The sequence below is a fragment of the Vreelandella venusta genome (assembly GCF_015689495.1).
Taxonomy (GTDB): domain Bacteria; phylum Pseudomonadota; class Gammaproteobacteria; order Pseudomonadales; family Halomonadaceae; genus Vreelandella; species Vreelandella venusta.
Map to the genome: position 1 here is coordinate 391,123 of NZ_CP065135.1, position 24,167 is coordinate 415,289.

Consider the following 24,167-nt stretch of genomic DNA (forward strand, 5'->3'; position numbering starts at 1 on the left):
GAGTAGTTAAGGGCGCTCAATCGCCAGTGCAACGCCTTGGCCGCCGCCGATACACAGCGTGGCTAAGCCTTTCTTCGCATCACGCGCAATCATTTCATGCAGCAAGCTAACCAAAATACGACAGCCAGAAGCGCCGATCGGATGGCCTAGGGCAATCGCACCGCCATTAACGTTCACTTTGCTGACATCCCAGCCCAGCTCTTTGTTGACTGAAAGTGCTTGAGCAGCGAATGCTTCGTTAGCTTCTACAAGGTCAAGGTCGTCCAGGCTCCAGCCCGCTTTTTCGAGGCAGCGGCGGGTGGCCGGGGCTGGGCCAATGCCCATAATGGCAGGGTCAACGCCAGCGTTAGAGTAAGCGGCAATACGCGCCAGTGGCTCTAAGCCAAGTTCTTTGGCTTTTTCTGCTGAGCAAAGCATCACCACGGCGGCGCCATCGTTTAAGGATGAGGCGTTACCGGCGGTAACGGTGCCGTCTTTCTTGAACGCAGGACGCATACCCGCTAGCTTCTCAGCGGTAACTTCTCGTGGGTTTTCATCTGTATCAAATACCACTGGATCGCCTTTACGCTGTGGAATTTCCACGGGCACGATCTGGCCTTTGAACTTGCCATCTTTGATGGCTTGTGCGGCTTTTTGCTGAGAGGCTGCCGCGAATTCATCCATCGCTTCGCGAGTGATACTGTATTTTTCTGCCAGGTTTTCTGCAGTAATACCCATGTGATAGTTGTTGAATGCATCCCACAGGCCATCGTGAACCATGGAATCAATCGCTTTCCAGTCGCCCATGCGCTGGCCGTTACGCGAGTTAGGCAGGATGTGGGGGGATGCCGACATGTTTTCCTGTCCACCGGCCAGAACAACGCTGGCGTCACCGCAACGGATGGCTTGGGTCGCCAGGTGCAAGGCCTTGAGGCCTGAGCCGCATACCTTGTTGATCGTCATGGCTGGAACAGCATCAGGCAGACCAGCTTTGATAGCTGCCTGGCGCGCAGGGTTTTGGCCTACACCGGCTGTCAGCACTTGGCCTAGCAACACTTCATCAATTTGCTCTGGGGCAACGCCGGTAGAGGCGAGGATGTCTTTAATAACCAATGCACCTAAATCGCTAGCAGGAATGCCAGCGAGTGATCCACCAAAGCTTCCTACGGCGGTGCGGCGAGCGGCGACAATAACCACGTCTTGCATATGATGACTCCTTGGGTAAGTAACGCAACGTTCTGAGTGAGGACAGCGACTTCAGGGGAAGCGGACTCTCCATTGTTGTTAGCATGTTGTGTCGAACTTACCTATCAGCATAGGGGAAGGTTGTGCATTGCGGCAATACGCTTTTTTAGGCAAATAAAAACGGGCCGTAAAACGGCCCGTTAAATAGCTGATTACTCACTTGCTTGGCTTACGCTAATTGGACAGGAATCGCATTGCTGGTGTGGCTAACGTGATTGCCTTCTTGCAGATAGACAAGCGCAGGCTGATGGCTTTCAAGCTCTGCTTCGGAGTAGTGCGCGTAACTACAAATAATGATCCGGTGTCCCGGTGAGGCTAAATGCGCGGCTGCACCATTGATAGAAATTAGCCGAGAGCCTTCTTCTCCACGAATCGCGTAGGTGGTGAAACGCTCGCCGTTTTCCACGTTATAGATCTGGATTTGCTCGTTTTCACGAATACCGGCCATATCCAGCAATTCCCCGTCGATAGCGCAGGAACCTTCATAATTGAGTACCGCGTGGGTAACGCGAGCCATATGCAGCTTGGCTTTAAGCATAATCGTGTGCATAGAAACTCCTAAATAGCGAAACTAGCTACGAGCTAGTGTCAGTGGCAGCGTCTGGGAGCTGCACGCTGATGTTGTCAATAAGCCGAGCGGGCCCTAGCTTAGCGGCTGCTAGTAGCACGGCACTGCGTGTCGAGCTGCTCACAGGAGCAAGCTTTGCGTCACGTAGCTCAAGGTAGTCAGGCGTAAAGCCAGCATCATACAGTGCTGTTTTACCCTGTTGTAGTACCTCTTCGATGGAGGTGCCGCGCTCTAATGCATCGCGTAGCTCGCATAGAGTGCGATATAGCATAGGGGCTGTTGCGCGCTCAAGCTCACTTAAATAACCATTCCGAGAGGAGAGCGCTAGGCCATCATCGGCGCGCACAATCGGCACGCCGATAATCTCGATAGGCATGTGAAGATCACGCACCAGCTTACGAATGACCGCAAGTTGCTGATAATCCTTTTCACCGAAGCAAGCTACATCCGGCTGCACCAGATTAAATAGCATGCTGACCACGGTCGAAACGCCATCAAAGTGCCCAGGGCGCGAGCCTCCGCACAATCCTTCGCCTACGATGGGGACATGCACGAGGGTCTGGGCCGTCAGGCCATTGGGATAAAGCGCACTGACGGTGGGGGCGAAGAGAATATCGCAGCCAGCATCGGTCAGCTTCGCTTGGTCGGCCTCGAACGTGCGTGGGTAGGCGTCCAGGTCTTCACCGGGGCCGAACTGCATGGGGTTCACGAACAGGCTTGAAATAACGACGTCAGCGTGCTGGCGAGCGTTGGCCACAAGCGCCAAGTGGCCTTGATGCAGATTTCCCATCGTAGGCACTAAGGCAATGCGTTGGCCGCGCTGACGGTATTCACGGAGCGTGCTGCGTAATTCGTTGATATCTCGTAAAGTGCGCATAAAGGGGTCGTCGTCGTTCCAGGTGGCGCTTAAAAACAGTGCTCAGCGGCTGGGAAAGTACGGGTTTTAACCGCTTCATGGTAGTTTGCAAATGCGCTTTGAATGCTTTCCGCGTCAGCCATGAAGTTTTTGACGAAGCGCGGTGTGCGGCCATGAGTGACGCCTAATACGTCGTGCATGACTAAAATTTGGCCATCGGTATCAGGGCCTGCGCCGATGCCAATCACTGGGACGTCTAAGGCTTCAGTGACCGCTTTACCCAGGCTTGCTGGCACACACTCCAGCAAGATCACGGAAGCACCTGCCTCAACGAGCACTTTGGCATCATGGATAATTTGTTCGGCCTGGGCGGCTCCGCGGCCTTGCACTTTATAACCACCTAACTGGTAGACCGTTTGCGGTGTTAACCCGAGGTGAGCGCATACCGGGACGCCACGGCGGGTCATCTCACGGATACCGTCGGCCATCCATGCTTCGCCTTCGACTTTTACCAGTTCGGCGCCAGCACGCATCAATGCGGCGGCATCCTCTAACATGCGTTCCGTGGTGGCGTTGCTCATAAACGGTAAGTCCACCATCAACAGGCTATGGCCTTTGCCACGGGCTGTGCAGCGTGTGTGGTAGCAAATATCTTCAATAGTCACGGGAAGCGTACTAGTGTGCCCTTGTAAGACCATGCCTAGGGAGTCGCCGACTAGCAGAACATCAACGCCTGCAGCGCTGGCAGCATGGGCAAAAGAGGCATCGTAAGCGGTCAGGCAACTGAACGTTTCGCCGGCGCGCTTATACGCCTGCAGAGTGCTCAGGGTGACGGTTTTCATGGCGTGCTCTCGTAGTTTCTAAGTGGGCCGATGCAACGTGGGCAGCCGACCATTATTAACGTTGCATCCTTGCAAGCGTGAAGTGGCGTAACTGGCAATTGTTACCTGAATGGGGGCTTGGTGTCGAGATTTGTGTCAGACGGTAGCAGTCACGGTAGCATTTAGGTTGTCTAACCGTTGTATTCCGCTTTGCTCAAGCTGCTTCAGCCACTCTGCAAGCGGCTGTTGATAAAGCACTATTGGCTCTGATTGAGCGGCAGACACCAGTTCTTCAAGAGGCGCTAGGACAAAGGCGCGTTTATGCATATGGGGATGAGGCACCTGAAGCCTAGGGCGCACGATCGTGTCTTGATCATAAAGCAGCAGATCTAAATCCAGCGTGCGTGGCCCCCAGTGACGCAGTCGCCGGCGGCGGTGGCGTTGTTCCAGCCCTTGAAGCTGATCTAGCAGTGCCAACGGTGAAAACGTAGTTTCAAGGGCAGCTACGGCGTTAATGAAGTCTGGCTGATCTTGTGGCCCTATTGGTCGTGTAGCGTATAAGGACGACTGAGCCACAAGTTGGCAAAGAGGCAGCTTGTCCAGTTCTCGTAGGGCTTGGCGAATATGGCTGACAGGATCATCCAGATTGCTACCTAGACCAATATAAGCAAGTGGCATTGTGTTCTCACTGCTCTGTTTTACGCGGTTTGCGCCGTTTTTTACGTCGCCGATCCCCTTGGCTTGCCGGATCACTTCCCACTTTCTGTAACAGCCGAAGCTGCTCGTGTTCATCACCTTGCTGGAAGGCACTCCACCAATCGCCTAAGCCACGCGGTATTTCACCTGCTTGTTCACGCAACAGCAGCAAATCGTAGGCGGCTCGGAAACGTGGATGTTCGCGAGTTTGAAATGCCCGCTTGCCGCGGCGTAGGGGAAGGCGCGCCTGTAGCTCCCAAATATCGCGCATGGGCATGCCAAAGCGCTTGGGGATCGAAATATGCTGTAACTGACGAGTGACTACCTGCTGTGCGGCAGTTTGCAGCGCTGGAATTGCGGGCATGCCCTCACGCTCAAGCTCGGCTTGGCGATGTGCTACGGGCGCCCACAAAAAGGCGGCTAACAGGAAAGCTGGCGTGACTGGTCGACCTTCTGCAATGCGCTTATCGGTGTTAGTGAGCGCTTGCTCAATCAGCTCTTCGGCCCAGGCGGCATCCGCCATCGCTTCTTCCGCTTCGGGGAATAGCATGCCAAACAAGTTGTAATGGCTCAGTAAGCGGAAAGTAATTAAGCCATGCCCTGACATGAATAGCTTGAGGACTTCATCAAATAAACGGGCGGGAGGGATTTGCAGCAGCAGCGGCGCCAGATCGTACATCGGCTCTTCAGTGGCTGGCTCGATGGTGAAATCAAGCTTGGCCGCAAAGCGCACCGCCCGCAGCATGCGCACGGGGTCTTCCCTATAGCGGGTAGCGGGGTCGCCAATCAGTCGCAGCGTACGCGACTCAATATCACGTGCGCCATCGGCAAAGTCATGAATCGTGAAGTCAGCAATATTGTAGTAAAGCGCATTCACGGTGAAGTCGCGCCGTAGAGCATCTTCTTCGATGTTGCCCCACACATTATCTCGCAATAGCAGGCCATCGTCAGACTGCTGGGCAATATGGTCGCCGTGCTCGTCCTGAGGCTTGCCGCGGAAAGTGGTAACTTCAATGACTTCGCGGCCAAAGCGCACATGCACAATGCGAAAACGCCGACCAATCAGCCGCGAGTTGCGAAACAGATCGCGCACCTGCTCCGGCGTTGCATTCGTGGCAACGTCGAAATCTTTCGGCACCTTGCCTAGCAATGCATCACGAATGCAGCCGCCAACCAGATAGGCATCAAAACCTGCGCCATTGAGGCGATAGAGTACCTTTAACGCAGCCTCACTGATTTGCTGACGAGAAACAGGGTGCTCGGAGCGTGGAATAATACGGGGACTGAGCGCGTCTGCGGCGCTCTCTGGGGAATCGAGCAGGGATTTCAAGTGCTCTCCCGGGCTATGTAATAAACGGGTAAATCCTTTAAACATGCGGCGATATCGACTCGCAGGGTATCGAAAACAGTATTATCGAAAACGGTATCGAGAACGTAGCGATAAAATGACCGCAAGGTTAGCGGTAAGTTGCTGAGTGTAGCCGACCCCTTGAGGCTTGCAAAGCACTCGAGCAGGGTTTGTAAAAGATGACTGCCCTTAAACGCGGAAAGGGGAGGCTATAAAAGCCTCCCCTGTAAAGCAGACAATCAGCGTCCATGCTGCTGTTTTTCTTCATGATGGCACATCGCTCTGAATACGCACCGCAGTCGGTAGGCGTGAGAACCAGTCTGATTCCGACCGCCTCGTATTCAAAACAATAATCCAACTGCGAACTTTTTCTCCCGGCGTGTTGTTATTGTTTCCGGGGTGTACACACATGCTGCTGTTGTTTTTGTTTGGAAGCAGATTCTTTGTGTACGTCGCGTCCTTTTTTGGGCACTTGCTAACTGTTGTTATTGTTCGCTGCGCCTATTCTGCTTAGCGCTAGCAAGTCGTGAGACTCAAGCCTGTTGTTCTTGTTAGTACTGTGATCTCTGCCTGGCCCTGTTGTTTTTGTTTTGGCTCAGGTCGGGGCGGTGTCATGTTGTTTTTGTTAGCGACGTCCGCGCTGCCCATTTTGTTCTTCTTGCCCAGTAATATTGCACTTGCTGTGCCACCCATTTTTTATTCTTTTATTTTCAGTAGCTTGTAATTTATTGGCTATGCCAGGGAACTAATCGCAGCGCATAGTGTTACCCGTTTTTAAGAGATTTTGAGAGCGTGTTGTGTGGGAAGGTAACAGTAACGTATGGGTGGGTTTTGGATATTTCTTATGGAAATCAATCTATTAGACGTTAGTCTTAGAGGGTGTATATGAGTGGTTGAGTATAAGTACTGCCGCGCCTAATTGGGGCGGCGTGCGGTTTTTTTACGTGGAATGCCTAAGCGCTGGCGCCGCTCCCATAAATTTTTACGGCTAATTCCCAATTTTTGGGCTAACTCGGTTTCACTCATTTGATCCTGATGTTCCAGCACAAAATGCTGAAAATAGTCCTCAAGGGAGAGGTCATCGTCATCCCCACTCGGCGCTGAGGAGTCATTGGTTAATGAGGAGCTGTTACCTGAAGATGAAATAGGGCGGTTGGTAACAGGGCCAAGGCCTAGGTCGTCAGGGTGAATTAAATGCCCCTCCGCGAGAATTACGCCCCTCTCCAGGGCATTTTCGAGCTCGCGTACGTTACCAGGCCAAGGGTAGTCGCGTAGCACCTGACGGGAAGCCCGTGATAAACGAAGCCCTTGGCGATCATGACGTTGGCAGGCTTTGTCTAACAGGATATCGGCTATTTTCAATACGTCTTCTTCACGGTCACGCAGCGGTGGCAGTTCAATCTGCATAACGTTGAGACGGTAGTAGAGATCTAGTCGGAATTCGCCGCTTTTTGACAGAGCGCGCAAGTCCCTATGGGTGGCGGCGATCAGGCGAACGTCCACATGGCGTGTTTCGACGGAACCAATCTTGCGGATTTCACCTTCCTGCAGCACGCGTAACAGTCGCGCTTGGGCATCCAGCGGCAACTCGCCGATTTCATCCAGGAATAGAGTGCCGCCGTCGGCGGCTTCCACTAACCCGGTTCGGGAAGCGCTAGCGCCGGTAAATGCACCTTTCTCATGTCCAAAAAGCTCTGACTCGATCAGCGTCTCCGGTATTGCCGCGCAGTTCACACAAATTAGCGATGCATTAGCGCGTTTGCTTTGTTGATGAATGGCCCGAGCAACGAGCTCTTTGCCTGTACCAGATTCTCCTTGAATCAGCACGGTAACGTCTGCTGGGGCTGTCTTACGGATACGCGTATAAACCTGTTGCATGGCCGTGCAATTGCCGATCATGGTTTGGCGACTACCACCTTCATCGGTGATATCTGGAGGCGTGCCTTGCTGCATCGACTGTTTATGCAGAATGCGTTCGACGGTTTCTAAAAGCTCGGTGTGATCAAATGGTTTAGCAACATAGTCCACAGCCCCTTGTTTTAGCGCGTCAACTGCTGAACGCATGCTCGCATAGCTGGTCATTATTAATACCGGCGCAGGTGCTGCGGCCTCAATGAGGGCGGTACCAGGGTCACCTGGCAGTCGCAGATCACTAATCACTAGATCAAACTCGCTAGGAGCCAAATCGCGTGCTTCTTCTGCGCTGCCCGCTTCGCTGACGGTATAGCTATGACGTTCGAGTAAACGCTTTAAAGCGCTGCGAATAATCGCTTCATCTTCAACAATCAGTATCCTGGGCATGAGGTAGGTGATCATCCTGTTGGTAAAGCGGTAGCCAAAGCGTGATGGCAGTGCCGCGAGGCTTTCCTGGAGGCGGTGACGCAACCTCTATTTTGCCTTGGTGCTCATTGATAATTTGGTAGGCCAGCGAGAGCCCGAGTCCAGTGCCTTGGCCGGCAGGCTTGGTCGTGGTGAACGGCTCGAAAAGGCGATGCTTCACGCTTGGGTCAATGCCGTGGCCATCATCGGTGACTCGCCACCAAGCATGGCTTGCCTGTTTGCCCGCTTCAATATGAACCGTGCCCTGAGCGTCGCAAGCATCTTTGGCATTGCTCAGTAAGTTGACCATGACCTGGGTTAATCGCTGAGCATCGCCACGCACTACGATGTCATCCGGACAGTCATTGGTAAAGCTTACATCCTCCCCCGAGCGCACTAAATGAATCAAGTGCAACGCGTCTTCGCTAACGCTAAAGAGTGAAGCAGGAGATGTCGGCAGTGGCAGAGTCTGACGGCCACCGTGAGCAAAACCGACCAGCGAGTTCACAATCTTGGTGACTCGCTGGGTTAACTGTTGAATTTGATCAGCTGTTTCCAGTAGCGCAGGATCATCGGTGTCGTAGCGCAAGTTTTGAGCCAGTGATGAAATGCCCGTGATAGGGTTGCCTATTTCATGTGCCACGCCTGCTGCAAGTTGCCCTATGGATGCCAAGCGTGCAGCGTGGACAAGCTCTTCTTCTAGCCACTTCATTTCAGTATGGTCTTCTACCAAAATCACGCTGCCGCCACGGCTGTCGTGTCCGCTTAACACCGCTTTGTGAAGGGTGAGGAAGTAATCCTTGCCATGGAGCGATACTGCTTGTTTATACAGCGGTGTATGGCTGGCGTTGAGTACGCTACCGAGCAAATTGGGCCAGGGTGGGGGCAGGCTATCGCGGCGTGAGCCAATCACGCTATCACCGCTAATCCCGGACAGTGATGAAAGCGCCTCATTCCACATTAACAGCTCATCATCGTCGCCTAACACGCACAAGCCTACCGGCAAGTAGGCTAGCGTTTGTCGATGATGACGGCGCAAGCCATCCAGTTCCCGAGCCAGGCCAGTGAGCCTAGAGCGGTAAGCTTCAAGGCGGCTTTCAACAAAATGAATATCGTCAGTAACCGGTGCGTCGTCGTGGCGGTAGGGCAGGTAACGGTCAACAATATCTCGCGCAACGGAAGGCCCCATTAAACCGGATAGGTTAGCCTGGATTCGGTCGCGCAGGCGGCGCAGTGCATAGGGGCGGCGCTCCTGAGGCGTCAGGTTTAGCGCTGCCAGTGCGCGGTCCACTTCACGGCTGGCAGCTTCATCGCCCAACGCTTGGGCAAGATAAGTGGGAAAGTCTCCCGCCGTAGCGGCTTCCAGTGGTAAACGTTTTGAACGAATGACCGCATCTACGGAACATGCTTCGGCTGCCGAGCGTTCTCCTTCTGAGATGCGGGTAAATAGCGACACTATAAGCAGCAGTAGAATATTAACCGCTAAGGAAACAAGCGTAACGTTATACCAAATGGGGGCATCGGCAGACATCAAGGGGATGAAAGGCAGCGAGAGCATAGGGAGATCAAGCAAAAGCGGCAACCATAGGCCCCACAGCCAAATAATAATGCCGCTCATTAGCCCGGCGATCATGCCCTTACGGTTCGCGCCGGGCCAGTACAATAGCGCCAGCATGCCAGGCAGGCACTGTGCCATGCCTACAAATGCAGCGAGCCCTAAGTTTGTTAGCGAATGGTAGCGACCAACGCTTTCAGCAAATAGCCACCCGCCAGCAATCGCAGCGACGACTAAGCCGCGGCGTAGCCAGAGCAGCCAGCCGTATAAATCGCTACGCGCCTCGGGCGGGCGAGCTACTAGCACTACGTGGTTTAGCACCATGCCTGATAGAGCCAGTGCAATCATCATCATCGTACCGCTGGCGGCGGCAAGGCCGCCGATAAAAGCTAGCGCGCCTACCCACCAGTGTTCTGACATCAAGAAGGCGGCGTAGGCAGCGACGGGAACCGTCTCGTTTGTTGATTGTGCCGCCCACCAGATTAAAGGCACTGGAAGTGCCATCAGCAGCAAAAATAGCGGTAATGTCCAACTGGCTTGAAGCAGGGTATGGCGGGAAAGACTTTCGGCGAAGGTAATCTGAAACAGGTGCGGCATCATAAAAGCGGCCGCAAAGAACAGCAGTAGCAGGGTGCGCCATTGTGGGGCTTCAAGTTGTGGTGTTGCGGCTTGGGCCGCGGCTCCTGGCCCTTCTAGCCACTGCTGTAATCCGTGAGCCCCATCAAATACCCACCACAGTGCAATGGCTCCTAGCCCAAGCATCGCCAGTAGCTTAATGATCGATTCAAAAGCAATCACGCTGAGTAGCGTATCGTGCCGATGTCGGTGGCTGTGGCGTGCGCCAAACAATACCGCGCAGCCTGCGATCACTCCACAAAATAGCAGGGTAGCCGCTGCGCTATAGCGGCTGCCAGTGAGCAGGTAGACGGCATCGCTTAAGGTTTGCACCTGGATACCCAGCAGTGGCATCACGGCTAGCAGGCTGATCAGTGTTACCAGGGTACCCGCCCAACGGGACCGATAGCGAAACGCAAATAGATCCGCCAGTGAAGAGAGCTGGTAGGTGCGGGTAATGCGTTGTATGGGCACAAGCAGTACGGGAGCCAGCAGAAAGGCCCCGGCTGCACCGAGGTAATATGCCAAGTAGCCAAAGCCTGCTTGCGCCGCAAGTTCCACGCTGCCATAGATTGCCCAGGCGCTGGCGTATACGCCCAGCGCCAGGGTATACACAATCGGGTGGCGCGTAATGCGCACTGGTACCCAGCCCCGCTCTACGGCCATGCCGCAGGCAAACAGTAAGGCAAGATAGCCTAAGCCCAGCAGCACTACTCCAAAAAGCTCAACGCTCATCTAACTTCCTTTTTTGCTCAAGCCATAGCGTTAGCGCGATCAGACCGCCCCAAATAGCAAATGGGCGATACCAGGCAACGCTTGGATCTCCCCAGCCGTCCATTAGTAACGGCGAAAGCAAATAGCCGCCAAACACCAAGAACAGCAGTATGCGATAAACGTACATATTAAAACTCTGATTGATAGCGGCGGTGGGTGGTAGCAACAAGCTTTTCAACAGACCAATGTGCTATTGCCCAGTTTAGTTGCGTTTCGGGTGGCTCTTGAACCAGTGTGCGTGGTGGGGCCTGATCGAGTAACTGCAGTGCCTGAAACAGCTGTTGGCGAATGCCGTCGGCGTTTTTGGCTAGTGCAGGGGCCAGGTTTTGCTTAGAGAGCTTTTGACCATCTTGAGTAACGACGAGCGGTAAATGCAGATAGCGGGGAGTTGATAAGCCTAGCGCTTGCTGCAATTGGCCTTGCCAGGGCGTGTTATCCAGCAGGTCGTAACCGCGCACAATATCGGTAATGCCTTGGTCCGCATCATCGACTACAACGGCAAGCTGATAAGCCCAAAGCTGATCTTTGCGTTTAAGCACAACATCGCCCAAAACGTCAGGGTCGAACTGTTGAAAACCAAAAAGCCGATCTTGCCAAGTAATAGGGCGCTTTGCTAGGTCGCTGCGCAGCCGCCAGGCAACCGGCTTTGTAGTATCACGAACGCTTTTGCGGCACCAGCCGGGATAGATTGAAAACGCTTGCCACTGCTTTCTCGAACAGCTACACGGATACGCCAAGCCTTGGTCTGCTAGTTGATCGAGCGCCTGCTGATAAGCCGTATGGCGGTGATGTTGCCAGCGCACCGTTTCATCCCAATGAAGCCCGAAGGCGTCAAGCTGACGCAGAATGGTATCAGCTGCGCCTTCAGGGCAGCGGGGCGGGTCGATATCTTCAATGCGTACCAGCCACTGCCCGCCAACAGCGCGGGCGTCTAAGTAGCTGCCTAGGGCGGCCACTAGCGAGCCAAGGTGCAGTGGCCCTGACGGTGTGGGAGCGAAACGTCCCCGGTAATGCGTGGTATGGGTCATGACAGCCCGAATCAATTGTCCAAATAGCGCCACAAGATGACAAACAAAAACGGGCACCTCAAGGGTGCCCGTTGGACGCTTTAGCTTGTAACAAACTAGCAGCTTATAGCGTATTCGCGCCGATGGTTAGCCACCGAGCTGTTTCTCTTTAAGCTCTGCCAGCGTTTTACAGTCTACGCACAGCGTTGCCGTGGGGCGGGCTTCAAGGCGACGAATGCCGATTTCAACGCCGCAGGCTTCACAGAAGCCGTAGTCGTCTTCATCGATTTTCTCGATGGTTTCGTTGATCTTTTTCAGCAACTTGCGTTCGCGATCTCGAGTGCGCAGTTCCAAGCTGAAGCCCTCTTCTTGAGTAGCGCGGTCAGCGGGGTCAGCGTAGTTATTAGCGTCTTCCTGCAGGTGGCGTACGGTACGATCCACCTCTTCCATGAGATCTTGTTTCCAGTCTAGAAGGAGCTGGCGGAAGTGCGCGAGCTGCTTCTCGTTCATATACTCTTCGCCCGGTGCTGGCTCATACGGGGTGAAGGACTTGGACGCTTCCGGTTTCTTTTCCGCTACTGGCATGGGAGTGCCCCTTACGTATGTGACTGCTGATCGACCATGAGTGTATGTCACGATCTCACGCCAAAGGGATGCTTGTTTAGCTGAAAAATGCGCGCTATGCAAGCATAATAGCGCATTTTCGACCATGGTCTTGCCTCTTCAACGACCTGCGTCATGATTTCTCAACCATTTAGTGAAGGAACCGTTATGGCTTGGAATTCACGTGTAAATCACGTTGCACCTTTTCGCGTGATGCATCTATTGGAAATGGCCCAGGCTCGAGAGGCCGACGGCCACGATGTGATTCACCTAGAAGTCGGTGAGCCTGACTTCGCGACGCCGGCACCGATTGTAGCAGCAGGCCAGCAAGCGCTGGCGACAGGAAAAACGCGCTATACACCTGCGGCAGGCCTAGCATCGCTGCGGGAAGCCATTTCCAGAAATTACGCTGAGCATTTTAATGCCACCGTTGACCCTTCACGTATTTTGGTGACTCCAGGAGCCTCTGGAGCACTGTTGCTGGCTAGCCAATTACTGGTCGAAACAGGTGACCGTGTGTTGATGGCCGATCCCAATTATCCGTGTAACCGTCACTTTATGGCCCTAGCTGGCGCAGAAATTGATGCCATTCCCGTGGGTCGCCAAAGCGGTTGGCAGTTAACGGCACCGCTGATTGAGCAACACTGGCAAGCTAAAACGAGTTTAGCCATGCTAGCTTCCCCGTCTAACCCTACAGGACATACGTTAGGCGCTGAGGCGCTAACTGCAGTCATCAACACCGTAGCTGCGAAAGGCGGTGACGTGATTGTCGATGAGATTTACCAAGGCTTGAATTATGACGATGCACCGCTATCGGCGACATCGCTTTCCGACCAGGCCTTCGTGGTCAATAGCTTCTCTAAATATTTCGGTATGACAGGCTGGCGCTTGGGCTGGTTGGTGGCGCCTGAACACGCCGTCGAGCCGCTTACTAGGCTGGCGCAAAATGTCTTCCTTGCCGCGCCGACCCCTTCCCAGCATGCGGCGTTGGCCGCCTTCACTCCAGAGTGTCGCGACATTTTGGAAGCGCGTAGGTCGACGCTCAAACAGCGACGCCAAGTGTTGCTGGACGGGCTGGCGCAGTTGGGGCTTGCCCCAGACTTGCCACCTCAAGGGGCGTTTTATCTATGGTTGGATATTTCCCATTACAGCCGAGATAGCCAGGCATTCTGTGAGCGGTTGCTGGTCGAGGAGAACGTAGCAATTACTCCGGGCATTGATTTTGCGCTCGAGGGTGGCGAACACCATGTACGCATCGCCTTTACTAACAGCGTTGAACGGTTACAGGAGGCCGTAGAACGCATTGGCCGTTTCGTGGGGCGACTATGACGACCTATGCTGAGTTGGTGCCTGGGGTGTTGCTGCGTCGTTATAAACGCTTTTTAGCCGATGTAAGGTTGGAGAGTGGCGAGGAAGTCGTCGCCCATTGCCCCAACACGGGCTCGATGAAGGCGGTGAATGTGCCCGGTTGTCGCGTATGGCTGTCACGGAGTGATAATCCCAAGCGCAAGCTGGCCTGGACGTGGGAATGGATTGAGTTGCCGGAGCCAGATGGTGCCTGCGCGCTGGCTTCTGTCCACACTGGCCGTGCCAACCGCATCGTGGAGGAGGCCATTTTAGCCGGTGATATTGGTCCATTGGCAGGTTATCAAACACTCAAACGGGAAGCGAAAGTCAGTGACGCAAGGCTCGATTTTCGGTTGAGTGATCCTGATAAGGGCGACGTTTTTGTTGAAGTTAAGCAGGTCACCCTTAAAGAAGCCGATGGGCATGGTTACTTTCCTGATTCGGTCAGCACGAGGGGCACCAAGCATTTGCAGACCTTAACCACGCTTGTTGAACAGGGCGAAAGGGCCGTGCTGTTGTTTTGTGTCGCCCATGAAGGTATTCACGATGTAGCCCCGGCGGCCCATATCGATCCTATCTATGCGGCGGCGTTAGCCGCAGCGGTAGAGGCTGGGGTTGAGGTGTTAGCTTACGGTATTACGCTAGATTGGCAGGCAGGAGCGCCGGTAGCGGTGCGATTAACACGACCGCTACCGGTGCGAATTTAACGTTCGATATAAAAACGCTGAATAAAGCTGACCCGCTCCGGACTGGCATTGCGGTCGTAGCGAACGTCCAAGTTAAAACGTGTGGGCTCGTCGTGGCGCAAGGCAAAGGTGGCCAAGTGATAAGTGGCATCACCATCGTGCACAGTGCGGAAGTTTAGCGTTTCTTGTGCATCGGTGAGCCCCGTTACGTGGCCTTGTACGCTGGCGTTAACAGCACGGGTGCTGCCGTCCTCTTGGCGTTCGCGTACGCTCACATTAACCAGTCCGTGACCTGCGCTGCGCTGAATGCCGTGCGCTTGGGCAACTTCTGGGGTGAGGAAGCTGGTGGCCACGGCACTGTAATGAATCTCATAGTCGCCTATCCGTACTAGCTGCTCAGCTACCGCTTGTGTGGCGAGGAGCAGTGAGCAAAGCAGCGTAGTAAGCAGGGTCGTTCTGCGTAACGCTCGATAAACCATGGTTGGTCTCCTCTTATGGGGCGATATGGCGAGTTAACATAAAATTAATTAGCGACGGCGCACTCTGAAAATAGCAATTTCACCGAATAAGTTGGGCCACCACTTTGATGTCCAGTGTCCTTTGTGGTCGCCAACCCCTACCGCGCGATCAACAATCACCAACCCTTTTTCACGACACAGGTGCTCGAAGTCGTTAAAGGTCGAAAGGTGGATGTTGGGTGTGTCATACCAGGCATGAGGTAGCGATTTAGAGACCGGCATATAGCCACGTAGGCCAAGATGAATTCGGTGCCGCCAATAAGCAAAGTTAGGAAAAGTGATAATGCCTTCCTCGGCGACGCGTAACATTTCATCAAGCATTTTATCCGGACGGCGTAGTGCCTGAAGCGCTTGAGTCATAATGACTTGATCATAGCTGTTGTCGCTGAAACTACCCAAGCCATCATCCAGGTTGTGCTCAATAACGTTCACGCCCCTGAAAACGCACTGGGTAATCCCGTCGGGGTCGATCTCTAAACCATAGCCGGTAACATTTTTCTCCTGTGCTAGGCGCTCAAGTAGAGCACCATCACCGCAGGCTAAATCCAGCACGTGAGCCCCCTGGGGCACCCAGTCGTAAATCAGTTCAAGGTCCGCACGCATTACAGGGTCTCCTCCCTGGCTGTTTCTTCGATATTCAGCTCTCGGGCGATGCGCGTCATAAATGCGCTGAACAGAGCGTGGTAGCGTGGCTCGGGCAGTAAGAAGGCATCATGCCCGTGAGGAGAGTCAATATTGGCATAGCTAACCGATTTGCCTGCGCGGATGAGTGCGTCGACGAGTTCTCGAGAGCGAGAAGGTGGGAAGCGCCAGTCAGTCGTAAAACTAACGACCAGAAAAGGGCACTTGGCTGGTGCTAGAGCGCTGGCTAGGTCGCCTGCTTGATTGGCTGCTGGGTCGAAGTAGTCAAGAGCCTTGGTCATTAACAGGTAGGTGTTAGCGTCAAAGGCGGTGGAGAATGTATCGCCCTGATAGCGTAGATAAGACTCAACCTGGAACTCGACATCAAACCCAAAGTTCAAATCGTTGCTGCGCAGGTCGCGGCCAAATTTACTGCCCATTGCATCTTCGGAAAGGTAGGTGATATGGCCCACCATGCGTGCCAGTTTCAAGCCCCGTTTGGGGACCGTATCGTGCTCTGCATACCAGCCGCCGAAAAACTCAGGGTCAGAACGGATCGCCTGACGAGCCACTTCGTTAAAGGCAATATTCTGGGCGGAAAGCCGAGGGGTGGCAGCAATCACTACCGCATTGGCGACACGTTCAGGGTAAGTCATTGTCCACTGAAGCACCTGCATACCACCCAGGCTTCCGCCCACTGCTGCAGCCCAACGCTCAATGCCTAGTTGGTCGGCCAGGCGCGCTTGGCTGGCTACCCAGTCACTGACAGTGACCATGGGGAAATCAGGGCCCCACTGGCGGCCGGTTTCAGGGTTGTGGCTAACAGGGCCTGTGCTGCCATGGCAGCCGCCCAGATTGTTTAGCGATACCACAAAAAAACGGTTGGTATCGATAGATTTTCCAGGGCCGATATGAGCATCCCACCAGCCAGGTTTACGGTCTTCGTCGCCGTGATAGCCCGCTGCATGGTGGTGTCCTGATAGCGCATGGCAGATTAGCACAGCATTACTACGCTCAGCATTTAGCGTGCCGTAGGTTTCGTAGATAAGCTCGTACTCAGGCAGCACCTTGCCACAAGCAAGCGGGAGTGGCGTGTCAAATTTCGCTACATTAGGGGTGACAAGGCCAACGGAGTCCGCCGGCCGGTCAACGAAAGTGAGAGTGTCTGAATCAGGCATCGAAAGCGCTAGTCCTGCAAAAAATAAATCCTGCTAAAAAGAGGCCCTGGGGAATATTGCGCAGTTACAGCCCAACCAGTGCGCCAGAGATACCCGCAGCGCGAATCAAGGACCCCACTACTAAGCCATCCACCAAATTAATCGCAATAAACACCACGATGGGTGATAAATCGATCATGCCCAGCGGCGGAATGACTTTCCGAACAGGAGCCATAATGGGCTCGACTAGCTGCATCACCAACAGCGCGCCTGGGTGGCTAGCATTAGGGGCGACCCAGCTCAGGATAATCATCACAATCATGGCAAAGAAATAGATCTTTAATATGGCGTTAGCCAGTGCCGCAATGCCAGCAATCAGTAGTCCTGGGATGGGCGGCATACCAACGCCAATCACCATGAAAATGGCCACCATGCTAACCACTTTCAACACAAAACCCGCGGCCAACGTGGCAAGGTCAAAGCGCCCAGCGACGGGGCCTAAGAAGCCCTGAAATAGCCCGACAACAGGCTGAGTGATTTTAACTACTGATTGGCTAAGCGGGTTGTAATAATCCGCCCGCGATGCTTGCAGCAAAAAGCGCAACATCAGTAAGAATAAATAAATATTGATTAACGAGTTAACGAGCATTAACCCGGCACTGCCCACTTGACTACCCATTGCGGCCTCTCCGTTGCAAAGTTGTGTATTTAGTTAGCGCTAAGTTCCTTGGACATTGCTTCTGCGCGCTGGGCACAGGCCTGCATGGCGTCGGCGATGGTGGCGCGTAGTTGCGCATCTTCCATGTGCTGAATAGCACGTTCTGTCGTGCCGCCTGGCGACATAACATTTTGTTTAAGTGTGGCCGGGTCTTTGTCACTGCGCTGGGCCATAGTGGCGGCGCCTAGCGCTGTTTGAATAGCCAAGCGTCGCGCTGTGGCGGCAGGCAAGCCAAGTTTGACAGCGGCCTCTTCCATCGCCTCAAACATCAGAAAGAAGTAAGCTGGCGCACTGCCTGATACCGCGGTTACCGCATCAAGCAGGCTCTCTTCTGCAACCCACTCCACAATGCCAACCGCTTCCATAAGCTGCGTTGCTAGCGTGCGTTGCTCCTCACTCACCGCGCTATTGGCATATAAGCCGCTGGCACCGATGCCGACCAATGCAGGCGTGTTGGGCATGCAACGAACCAGCGCATTATTACCGCCTAGCCATTGGTCAATGGTGGCTGCGTCCAGACCTGCTGCAATAGAAATGATCAGCGGTGATTGCTGTTGTACGTTATCCCGCATCGCTTCACATACGCTGCGCATAATCTGGGGCTTTACGGCGAGTACGACCACGTCGGCGTCTTCTACGGCGGCGTTATTATCGGTGTTTGTGTTAATTCCTAAGCGCGCTGCTAAAGGCGTTAACTCGCTTTCATTAGGTGCGGTGGCAGTGATGTCGCTAGGAGACACACCACTATCGATGAGGCCGCCGATAATGGCGCTGGCCATATTGCCTGCGCCAATGAAGGTAATCTTGCTCGCCATGTGGGTATCCTTATTGGGTAAAAAAGCTGCATTGGGCAGCATGGAGGTCAGTCGTCTTTACGCTCTTCGATTAGCAGTGCTACTGAGCCGCGTGTTGAGTGGTGCGTGCGCCAAAAATCGCCGTTCCTAAACGTACCAGCGTTGCGCCCTCTAAAACAGCGGCTTCTAAATCGTCGCTCATCCCCATCGATAGCGTATCCAGAGGAGCATCCGGAAGCGCTGTCTGAAGGGTTTCCAAAAGTTGTCGCAAGGCCGCAAACGGCGCCCGCTGTTCTGCAAGGTTGTTAGCCGGGGCCGGAATCGCCATGAGCCCACGTAGACTTAGACGTGGCAAAGCGGCCACTTCTTTCGCTAGTGCCACCACTTCATTGGGCATGACGCCCGACTTCGAAACTTCGTGGCTAATATTGACCTGCAAACAAATGTTGAGTGGCGGTAAGTGTTCCGGGCGTTGTTCGCTAAGCCGTCTGGCTATTTTTAAGCGGTCAACGCTATGTACCCAAGCGAAGCTTTCTGCCACTGCGCGGGTTTTGTTGGACTGTAGTGGGCCAATAAAATGCCACACAATACCGTCTAGGTCGGCCAGTTCGACTTGTTTTTCCAGTGCTTCTTGCAGATAGTTTTCGCCGAATTCACGCTGTCCATGCTGCCAGGCTTGGCGAATCATGGAAGCGGGTTTTGTTTTACTAACGGCTAGCAGCGTTGCGCTATCGAGTGGGCGTTCAGCCTTTTTTAATGCGTTACTCAGGCGTTCGCTGGCCTGGGCGAGTGACTCGGGAAGCGCGATGTCTGTCATACTCAAGCACCTTACCGCTGCTGGGAAAAGAGAAATGGATATTACCGAACTGCTGGCATTCTCGGCAAAGCAGAACGCATCTGATCGTCACTTTTTTGCCAAGCATCCACCTATGATACGTGTTACTGGTGCTAACCGTTGACTTAATCTAGCTGCCATGGGGGGCGCTGATGTCAATCAGCAGGCGTAAATGCCACCCAGAACTCTCCAGCCGCTAGCACCGGTGACGGAAGGTAAGTTGCCGGGCAGACCATGTAAACGTTGGTGGGCGAGCCAAGCAAAAGCGCCTGCTTCAATCCAGTCTTCTGGCCAGCCCAAGTCTGCGGGAGACTTAAAGGTCGCATGGGGCAAATGCGCCGCGAGTCTTGCCATTAAATAACTGTTATGTGCTCCGCCGCCGCATGCAATTAACGTCATGCTGTTGTGGGTCGCGGACAGTTGCTGAATGCCCTGTGCAACGCTTATTGCGGTCAGTTCCGCTAATGTGGTTTGCACATCGCAAGCCGTTTCATTGCCCGTTAGCTTGTTTTCTAGCCAAGCCAAGTGAAAGAGTTCGCGTCCGGTGCTGCGCGGCGGCGGCTGGTGAAAAAACGGCTCGCTTAGCAGGCGTTTTAATAGCGCTTGATCGACTTGCCCGCGAGAGGCCCAGGTGCCATTTTGATCAAAGCGACCGTCGTGATGCTTAGAGAACCAGGCATCTAACAACACATTAGCGGGTCCTGTATCAAAGCCAATGGCGGGAATGCTGGTATCGCTGGGTAGCCACGTCAGATTCGCAAAGCCTCCTAGGTTTAAAACAAGCTGCTCGCTTGTCTGGCGACCAAACAGGGCTTGATGAAATGCTGGTGCAAGCGGCGCGGCTTGACCACCAGCGGCTAAGTCGCGTCGGCGAAAATCAGCCACCACCGTGCAGCCGGTTAATTCGGCCAACAGGCTGGGGTTATCAAGTTGCAGTGTATAGGCAGGGCCGCCGTGATGACCGCTGGGAGCGTGCTCGATTGTTTGTCCATGGCTACCAATAGCATTAATTTGCGCTGCTGAGATCTGCTGCTGAGTCAGCAGTGCTTTCACGGCGTTTGCCTGTAGCTGGCAAAATTCGGTTTCGGCCGCTGCCAGCTCAGCAAAGCTCACTTGCTCGGCATGACACAAGTTCAGCAGCAGGTTATGAAGCGACTGAGGCATGGGCGACGCATGCGTAGCAATGAGCTCCGGTGGCGAGTGCGGCGTTATAGCGACCAACGCCGCATCGATGCCGTCCAGGCTGGTGCCCGACATTAAGCCAACATAATACGACGGTAAGGTAGGGTGGGGCGTTTTCATAAAGCAGCTCATCCAAAACGTAGTGAAGGCTCAACCAAGGCGAGAGGGCATGGTAACATCGCCGGTTATTCAATATCTGACGCCTATATATGGCACATATTACATGGAGAGAGGCAATGAGTGAGGTGGATCAGGCGTTAGCGCTACTGTCGCGAGGCACGCATGAAATCCTGGTAGAGGATGAGCTAAAGAAAAAGCTGGCGTCTGGCCGTAAGCTGCGTATTAAAGCAGGGTTTGATCCGACAGCACCTGATTTGCACCTTGGGCATAGTGTGCTGCTGACGAAAATGCGCCAGTTCCAGGATCTCGGGCATACCGTTATTTTCTTGATCGGGGATTTCACTGGTCGTATCGGTGACCCCACTGGCAAAAACGTTACTCGTAAACCGCTCACCGAGGCCGACGTAAAAGCCAACGCTGAAACCTATAAAGAGCAGGTGTTTAAAATCCTCGACCCCGAAAAGACCGAGGTGCGCTTTAACGCCGAATGGTTTGGTGAATTAAGCGCCGCTAAAATGATTGAGTTGGCAGCGCAAAGCACGGTCGCGCGGATGCTTGAGCGTGATGATTTTGAAAAGCGTTATAAAGCTAACCAATCTATCGCGATCCACGAGTTTCTCTACCCCCTTGTCCAGGGTTACGACTCAGTCGCGCTTGAGGCGGATGTTGAGTTAGGCGGGACCGATCAGAAATTTAACCTGCTGATGGGCCGAGAAATTCAAAAGCACTTCGGCCAAGAGCCTCAGGTCGTGATCACCATGCCACTGCTCGAAGGGCTGGACGGCGTGCAGAAAATGTCCAAGTCATTGGGTAACTATGTTGGTGTCGATGAAGCGCCGGGCTCTATGTTCAATAAGCTCGTCTCTATGCCCGATAGCTTAATGTGGCGTTACTTTGAGCTGCTCTCTTTGAAATCCAACGAAGAGATCGATGCGCTTAAGCAGAGCGTAGAGGCGGGGGCTAACCCGCGTGACGTGAAAATGGAGCTAGCCCGTGAGCTGATTGCCCGTTACCACGGCGATGAAGCGGCCGCTAATGCGCACAAGTCGGCGGGTAATCAACTCGCGGAAGGTGAGTTACCGGAAGACCTGCCTGAAGTAGCAGTAGATTTCGAAGGTAATGAGCAGGCGCCTATCGCAGCAGTACTCAATCGCTCTGGCCTGACCAAGAACAGTGCGCAAGCCAAAGACATGTTGAAAAACGGCAGTGTGAAAGTCGATGGAAATGTTGTTGCCCAAGACACGATGCTGGCTACGGGGAGTGCCTACGTTATCCAGGCGGGTAAGAAGCGTTATGCTCGTGTGACACTTAGCTAACGTTTTTGATAATTTTCTCAAAAAACTACTTGCCAAGACGGCAGCGAATCCGTAAAGTACGCATCCGCTGCCGGGGACGCACAGCGTTACCAGCGGTGATTGAAGGTGAAAACCTTCGGTTTGTCAGAGAGTTAGAAGAACTCAGCAGTAATATGCTTCGATGTCTTCCGGCGCTTTTTGAAACGAGCCACGCCAGAAAGCATCGTTATCTCGCTTTCTTCGCTCACTCGCTTCACTCACTTAAAACAGTGATTGACAAACACTAGGAAATGCGTAGAATACGCCTTCCTCGCTGAGGCAAGCCAGTTCATCGGTTAGCCAGTGACTTCTTCGGAAGTTCAGCAGCGAAAACAGCTCTTTAACAATTTGATCAGGTAATTCATGTGGGCGCTTGCCGATGAGGGTGATAAATCACCAAATATCAAGGCAAGCGGTCATGAGAACGAAAGTTTGAATGAATTCGTTTGAACCTTGAGCCAAGTTTGATGCGCTTTTGTTGTCTTCGGGTAACGAGTAAGCATCACAATGATTTTAAACTGAAGAGTTTGATCATGGCTCAGATTGAACGCTGGCGGCAGGCCTAACACATGCAAGTCGAGCGGTAACAGGGGTAGCTTGCTACCCGCTGACGAGCGGCGGACGGGTGAGTAATGCGTAGGAATCTGCCCGATAGTGGGGGATAACCTGGGGAAACCCAGGCTAATACCGCATACGTCCTACGGGAGAAAGGGGGCTCCGGCTCCCGCTATTGGATGAGCCTATGTCGGATTAGCTAGTTGGTGAGGTAAAGGCTCACCAAGGCGACGATCCGTAGCTGGTCTGAGAGGATGATCAGCCACATCGGGACTGAGACACGGCCCGAACTCCTACGGGAGGCAGCAGTGGGGAATATTGGACAATGGGCGAAAGCCTGATCCAGCCATGCCGCGTGTGTGAAGAAGGCCCTCGGGTTGTAAAGCACTTTCAGCGAGGAAGAACGCCTAGTGGTTAATACCCATTAGGAAAGACATCACTCGCAGAAGAAGCACCGGCTAACTCCGTGCCAGCAGCCGCGGTAATACGGAGGGTGCAAGCGTTAATCGGAATTACTGGGCGTAAAGCGCGCGTAGGTGGCTTGATAAGCCGGTTGTGAAAGCCCCGGGCTCAACCTGGGAACGGCATCCGGAACTGTCAAGCTAGAGTGCAGGAGAGGAAGGTAGAATTCCCGGTGTAGCGGTGAAATGCGTAGAGATCGGGAGGAATACCAGTGGCGAAGGCGGCCTTCTGGACTGACACTGACACTGAGGTGCGAAAGCGTGGGTAGCAAACAGGATTAGATACCCTGGTAGTCCACGCCGTAAACGATGTCGACCAGCCGTTGGGTGCCTAGCGCACTTTGTGGCGAAGTTAACGCGATAAGTCGACCGCCTGGGGAGTACGGCCGCAAGGTTAAAACTCAAATGAATTGACGGGGGCCCGCACAAGCGGTGGAGCATGTGGTTTAATTCGATGCAACGCGAAGAACCTTACCTACTCTTGACATCCTGCGAACTTGTGAGAGATCACTTGGTGCCTTCGGGAACGCAGAGACAGGTGCTGCATGGCTGTCGTCAGCTCGTGTTGTGAAATGTTGGGTTAAGTCCCGTAACGAGCGCAACCCTTGTCCTTATTTGCCAGCGCGTAATGGCGGGAACTCTAAGGAGACTGCCGGTGACAAACCGGAGGAAGGTGGGGACGACGTCAAGTCATCATGGCCCTTACGAGTAGGGCTACACACGTGCTACAATGGCCGGTACAAAGGGTTGCGAGCTCGCGAGAGTCAGCTAATCCCGAAAAGCCGGTCTCAGTCCGGATCGGAGTCTGCAACTCGACTCCGTGAAGTCGGAATCGCTAGTAATCGTGAATCAGAATGTCACGGTGAATACGTTCCCGGGCCTTGTACACACCGCCCGTCACACCATGGGAGTGGACTGCACCAGAAGTGGTTAGCTTAACCTTCGGGAAAGCGATCACCACGGTGTGGTTCATGACTGGGGTGAAGTCGTAACAAGGTAGCCGTAGGGGAACCTGCGGCTGGATCACCTCCTTAAACGATGCATCATCCCTCGCGGTAAGCGCTCACAATGAATTACCTGATCAGATAATAGAGCAAACGGTTTAAGCACGATCCCCTCTTGGGTCTGTAGCTCAGTTGGTTAGAGCGCACCCCTGATAAGGGTGAGGTCGGCAGTTCAAGTCTGCCCAGACCCACCAAATTCCTGTGATGCTACGTTACAATGCTCCTCGTATAGCAGTCTATACGTCGTTGCATTTTGCCTTGTCTCACAGAAATTAATGGCAAGAGGTTAGGTCAGCAAAAACAATGGGGCCATAGCTCAGCTGGGAGAGCGCCTGCCTTGCACGCAGGAGGTCAGCGGTTCGATCCCGCTTGGCTCCACCATTAAGTTGTACGTTACCAACCGTTTGTTGATGTTTTGTGACCACTGATAAGTTAAACGCTAAGACTGC

General features: G+C 53.7%; 22 protein-coding genes, 2 tRNA genes and 1 rRNA gene. 7 read left to right on the top strand and 18 right to left on the bottom strand.

Annotated elements, in window-relative coordinates:
• Window positions 1–6: 6 nt before the first annotated feature.
• The 11 genes from IR195_RS01950 to dksA form a co-directional block, all read right to left on the bottom strand.
• Window positions 7–1,185, bottom strand: coding sequence for an acetyl-CoA C-acetyltransferase (locus IR195_RS01950; RefSeq protein WP_206048628.1), 1,179 nt, complete (start codon window positions 1,183–1,185; stop codon window positions 7–9).
• A 208-nt stretch (window positions 1,186–1,393) separates the two neighbouring features.
• Window positions 1,394–1,774 (bottom strand): aspartate 1-decarboxylase, encoded by a 381-nt coding sequence (panD, locus tag IR195_RS01955; RefSeq protein ID WP_125745169.1) that lies wholly within the window; start codon window positions 1,772–1,774, stop codon window positions 1,394–1,396.
• A 25-nt stretch (window positions 1,775–1,799) separates the two neighbouring features.
• Window positions 1,800–2,669 (bottom strand): pantoate--beta-alanine ligase, encoded by an 870-nt coding sequence (gene panC / locus IR195_RS01960; RefSeq protein WP_206048629.1) that lies wholly within the window; start codon window positions 2,667–2,669, stop codon window positions 1,800–1,802.
• A 29-nt stretch (window positions 2,670–2,698) separates the two neighbouring features.
• Window positions 2,699–3,490, bottom strand: coding sequence for a 3-methyl-2-oxobutanoate hydroxymethyltransferase (panB, locus tag IR195_RS01965; RefSeq protein ID WP_206048630.1), 792 nt, complete (start codon window positions 3,488–3,490; stop codon window positions 2,699–2,701).
• Between the two features lie 135 nt (window positions 3,491–3,625).
• Entirely contained in the window at window positions 3,626–4,147 is a 522-nt protein-coding gene (gene folK, locus IR195_RS01970; protein ID WP_146942887.1) for a 2-amino-4-hydroxy-6-hydroxymethyldihydropteridine diphosphokinase, read from the bottom strand.
• 7 nt (window positions 4,148–4,154) lie between these two features.
• Window positions 4,155–5,540 carry a polynucleotide adenylyltransferase PcnB gene (gene pcnB, locus IR195_RS01975; RefSeq protein WP_146942885.1) on the bottom strand — a complete coding sequence of 462 codons (1,386 nt, stop codon included), beginning with the start codon at window positions 5,538–5,540 and terminating at the stop codon, window positions 4,155–4,157.
• Window positions 5,541–6,428: 888 nt separating this feature from the next.
• The gene (locus IR195_RS01980) at window positions 6,429–7,814 is read right to left on the bottom strand and encodes a sigma-54-dependent transcriptional regulator (protein WP_125745179.1); all 1,386 of its coding nucleotides are present in this window, start codon (window positions 7,812–7,814) and stop codon (window positions 6,429–6,431) included.
• Window positions 7,792–10,737 carry an ATP-binding protein gene (locus IR195_RS01985; protein WP_146942883.1) on the bottom strand — a complete coding sequence of 982 codons (2,946 nt, stop codon included), beginning with the start codon at window positions 10,735–10,737 and terminating at the stop codon, window positions 7,792–7,794. The genes IR195_RS01980 and IR195_RS01985 overlap by 23 nt, the downstream gene beginning before the upstream one ends.
• The gene (locus IR195_RS01990; protein ID WP_009723722.1) at window positions 10,727–10,903 is read right to left on the bottom strand and encodes a hypothetical protein; all 177 of its coding nucleotides are present in this window, start codon (window positions 10,901–10,903) and stop codon (window positions 10,727–10,729) included. The genes IR195_RS01985 and IR195_RS01990 overlap by 11 nt, the downstream gene beginning before the upstream one ends.
• 1 nt (window position 10,904) lies before the next feature.
• The gene (gene gluQRS, locus IR195_RS01995; protein WP_125745181.1) at window positions 10,905–11,804 is read right to left on the bottom strand and encodes a tRNA glutamyl-Q(34) synthetase GluQRS; all 900 of its coding nucleotides are present in this window, start codon (window positions 11,802–11,804) and stop codon (window positions 10,905–10,907) included.
• Between the two features lie 126 nt (window positions 11,805–11,930).
• Window positions 11,931–12,368: an RNA polymerase-binding protein DksA gene (gene dksA, locus IR195_RS02000; RefSeq protein ID WP_009723720.1), complete on the bottom strand. Its 438-nt coding sequence runs from the start codon at window positions 12,366–12,368 to the stop codon at window positions 11,931–11,933.
• Between the two features lie 186 nt (window positions 12,369–12,554).
• Here dksA and IR195_RS02005 point away from each other — a divergent pair, with 186 nt between their 5' ends.
• A complete protein-coding gene (locus tag IR195_RS02005; protein ID WP_125745183.1) occupies window positions 12,555–13,715 on the top strand; it encodes an aminotransferase class I/II-fold pyridoxal phosphate-dependent enzyme in 1,161 nt (386 codons plus the stop codon).
• Entirely contained in the window at window positions 13,712–14,440 is a 729-nt protein-coding gene (sfsA, locus tag IR195_RS02010; protein ID WP_206048631.1) for a DNA/RNA nuclease SfsA, read from the top strand. The genes IR195_RS02005 and sfsA overlap by 4 nt, the downstream gene beginning before the upstream one ends.
• Here sfsA and IR195_RS02015 read toward each other — a convergent pair.
• From IR195_RS02015 to IR195_RS02040, 6 genes are all read right to left on the bottom strand, one after another.
• Entirely contained in the window at window positions 14,437–14,898 is a 462-nt protein-coding gene (locus IR195_RS02015; protein ID WP_125745187.1) for a DUF4426 domain-containing protein, read from the bottom strand. The genes sfsA and IR195_RS02015 overlap by 4 nt on opposite strands.
• A gap of 48 nt (window positions 14,899–14,946) precedes the next feature.
• On the bottom strand, window positions 14,947–15,540 hold the full coding sequence (gene metW / locus IR195_RS02020; protein ID WP_125745189.1) for a methionine biosynthesis protein MetW: 594 nt from the start codon (window positions 15,538–15,540) through the stop codon (window positions 14,947–14,949).
• Window positions 15,540–16,736, bottom strand: a complete 1,197-nt coding sequence (gene metX / locus IR195_RS02025) for a homoserine O-succinyltransferase MetX (RefSeq protein ID WP_206048632.1) — start codon at window positions 16,734–16,736, stop codon at window positions 15,540–15,542. The genes metW and metX overlap by 1 nt, the downstream gene beginning before the upstream one ends.
• A gap of 64 nt (window positions 16,737–16,800) precedes the next feature.
• Window positions 16,801–17,394: a YggT family protein gene (locus IR195_RS02030; RefSeq protein ID WP_125745193.1), complete on the bottom strand. Its 594-nt coding sequence runs from the start codon at window positions 17,392–17,394 to the stop codon at window positions 16,801–16,803.
• A 29-nt stretch (window positions 17,395–17,423) separates the two neighbouring features.
• The gene (gene proC / locus IR195_RS02035; RefSeq protein WP_146942874.1) at window positions 17,424–18,248 is read right to left on the bottom strand and encodes a pyrroline-5-carboxylate reductase; all 825 of its coding nucleotides are present in this window, start codon (window positions 18,246–18,248) and stop codon (window positions 17,424–17,426) included.
• Between the two features lie 79 nt (window positions 18,249–18,327).
• A complete protein-coding gene (locus tag IR195_RS02040) occupies window positions 18,328–19,044 on the bottom strand; it encodes a YggS family pyridoxal phosphate-dependent enzyme (protein ID WP_206048633.1) in 717 nt (238 codons plus the stop codon).
• On the opposite strand from IR195_RS02040, the gene IR195_RS02045 reads away from it, so the two are divergent.
• Window positions 19,034–19,186, top strand: a complete 153-nt coding sequence (locus IR195_RS02045) for a hypothetical protein (RefSeq protein WP_372374330.1) — start codon at window positions 19,034–19,036, stop codon at window positions 19,184–19,186. The genes IR195_RS02040 and IR195_RS02045 overlap by 11 nt on opposite strands.
• 35 nt (window positions 19,187–19,221) lie before the next feature.
• On the opposite strand, the gene IR195_RS02050 is transcribed toward IR195_RS02045, so the two are convergent.
• Window positions 19,222–20,364 carry an anhydro-N-acetylmuramic acid kinase gene (locus tag IR195_RS02050; protein WP_206048634.1) on the bottom strand — a complete coding sequence of 381 codons (1,143 nt, stop codon included), beginning with the start codon at window positions 20,362–20,364 and terminating at the stop codon, window positions 19,222–19,224.
• A gap of 116 nt (window positions 20,365–20,480) precedes the next feature.
• Between IR195_RS02050 and tyrS the strand changes: the two genes are divergently transcribed.
• The 4 genes from tyrS to IR195_RS02070 all read left to right on the top strand — a co-directional run bounded on the left by tyrS (window position 20,481) and on the right by IR195_RS02070 (window position 24,099).
• Window positions 20,481–21,680, top strand: coding sequence for a tyrosine--tRNA ligase (gene tyrS, locus IR195_RS02055; RefSeq protein ID WP_125745201.1), 1,200 nt, complete (start codon window positions 20,481–20,483; stop codon window positions 21,678–21,680).
• Window positions 21,681–22,213: 533 nt separating this feature from the next.
• Window positions 22,214–23,748, top strand: a 16S ribosomal RNA gene (locus IR195_RS02060).
• Between the two features lie 87 nt (window positions 23,749–23,835).
• Window positions 23,836–23,912, top strand: a tRNA-Ile gene (locus tag IR195_RS02065).
• A 111-nt stretch (window positions 23,913–24,023) separates the two neighbouring features.
• Window positions 24,024–24,099 (top strand) — tRNA-Ala (locus tag IR195_RS02070).
• The last annotated feature ends 68 nt before the right edge of the window (window positions 24,100–24,167 follow it).

Bases quoted from the DNA above. Each gene is read 5' to 3' on its own strand.
- IR195_RS02030 (WP_125745193.1), bottom strand. From the start codon at position 17,394: ATGGGTAGTCAAGTGGGCAGTGCCGGGTTAATGCTCGTTAACTCGTTA.
- IR195_RS02045 (WP_372374330.1), top strand. From the start codon at position 19,034: ATGTCTGTCATACTCAAGCACCTTACCGCTGCTGGGAAAAGAGAAATG.
- proC (WP_146942874.1), bottom strand. From the start codon at position 18,248: ATGGCGAGCAAGATTACCTTCATTGGCGCAGGCAATATGGCCAGCGCC.
- IR195_RS01990 (WP_009723722.1), bottom strand. From the start codon at position 10,903: ATGTACGTTTATCGCATACTGCTGTTCTTGGTGTTTGGCGGCTATTTG.
- panB (WP_206048630.1), bottom strand. From the start codon at position 3,490: ATGAAAACCGTCACCCTGAGCACTCTGCAGGCGTATAAGCGCGCCGGC.
- tyrS (WP_125745201.1), top strand. From the start codon at position 20,481: ATGAGTGAGGTGGATCAGGCGTTAGCGCTACTGTCGCGAGGCACGCAT.
- metW (WP_125745189.1), bottom strand. From the start codon at position 15,540: ATGCGTGCGGACCTTGAACTGATTTACGACTGGGTGCCCCAGGGGGCT.
- IR195_RS01950 (WP_206048628.1), bottom strand. From the start codon at position 1,185: ATGCAAGACGTGGTTATTGTCGCCGCTCGCCGCACCGCCGTAGGAAGC.
- dksA (WP_009723720.1), bottom strand. From the start codon at position 12,368: ATGCCAGTAGCGGAAAAGAAACCGGAAGCGTCCAAGTCCTTCACCCCG.
- IR195_RS02040 (WP_206048633.1), bottom strand. From the start codon at position 19,044: ATGACAGACATCGCGCTTCCCGAGTCACTCGCCCAGGCCAGCGAACGC.
- IR195_RS01985 (WP_146942883.1), bottom strand. From the start codon at position 10,737: ATGAGCGTTGAGCTTTTTGGAGTAGTGCTGCTGGGCTTAGGCTATCTT.
- pcnB (WP_146942885.1), bottom strand. From the start codon at position 5,540: ATGTTTAAAGGATTTACCCGTTTATTACATAGCCCGGGAGAGCACTTG.
- IR195_RS02015 (WP_125745187.1), bottom strand. From the start codon at position 14,898: ATGGTTTATCGAGCGTTACGCAGAACGACCCTGCTTACTACGCTGCTT.
- sfsA (WP_206048631.1), top strand. From the start codon at position 13,712: ATGACGACCTATGCTGAGTTGGTGCCTGGGGTGTTGCTGCGTCGTTAT.
- IR195_RS01980 (WP_125745179.1), bottom strand. From the start codon at position 7,814: ATGCCCAGGATACTGATTGTTGAAGATGAAGCGATTATTCGCAGCGCT.
- gluQRS (WP_125745181.1), bottom strand. From the start codon at position 11,804: ATGACCCATACCACGCATTACCGGGGACGTTTCGCTCCCACACCGTCA.
- panD (WP_125745169.1), bottom strand. From the start codon at position 1,774: ATGCACACGATTATGCTTAAAGCCAAGCTGCATATGGCTCGCGTTACC.
- IR195_RS02050 (WP_206048634.1), bottom strand. From the start codon at position 20,364: ATGAAAACGCCCCACCCTACCTTACCGTCGTATTATGTTGGCTTAATG.
- IR195_RS02005 (WP_125745183.1), top strand. From the start codon at position 12,555: ATGGCTTGGAATTCACGTGTAAATCACGTTGCACCTTTTCGCGTGATG.
- metX (WP_206048632.1), bottom strand. From the start codon at position 16,736: ATGCCTGATTCAGACACTCTCACTTTCGTTGACCGGCCGGCGGACTCC.
- folK (WP_146942887.1), bottom strand. From the start codon at position 4,147: ATGCCACTTGCTTATATTGGTCTAGGTAGCAATCTGGATGATCCTGTC.
- panC (WP_206048629.1), bottom strand. From the start codon at position 2,669: ATGCGCACTTTACGAGATATCAACGAATTACGCAGCACGCTCCGTGAA.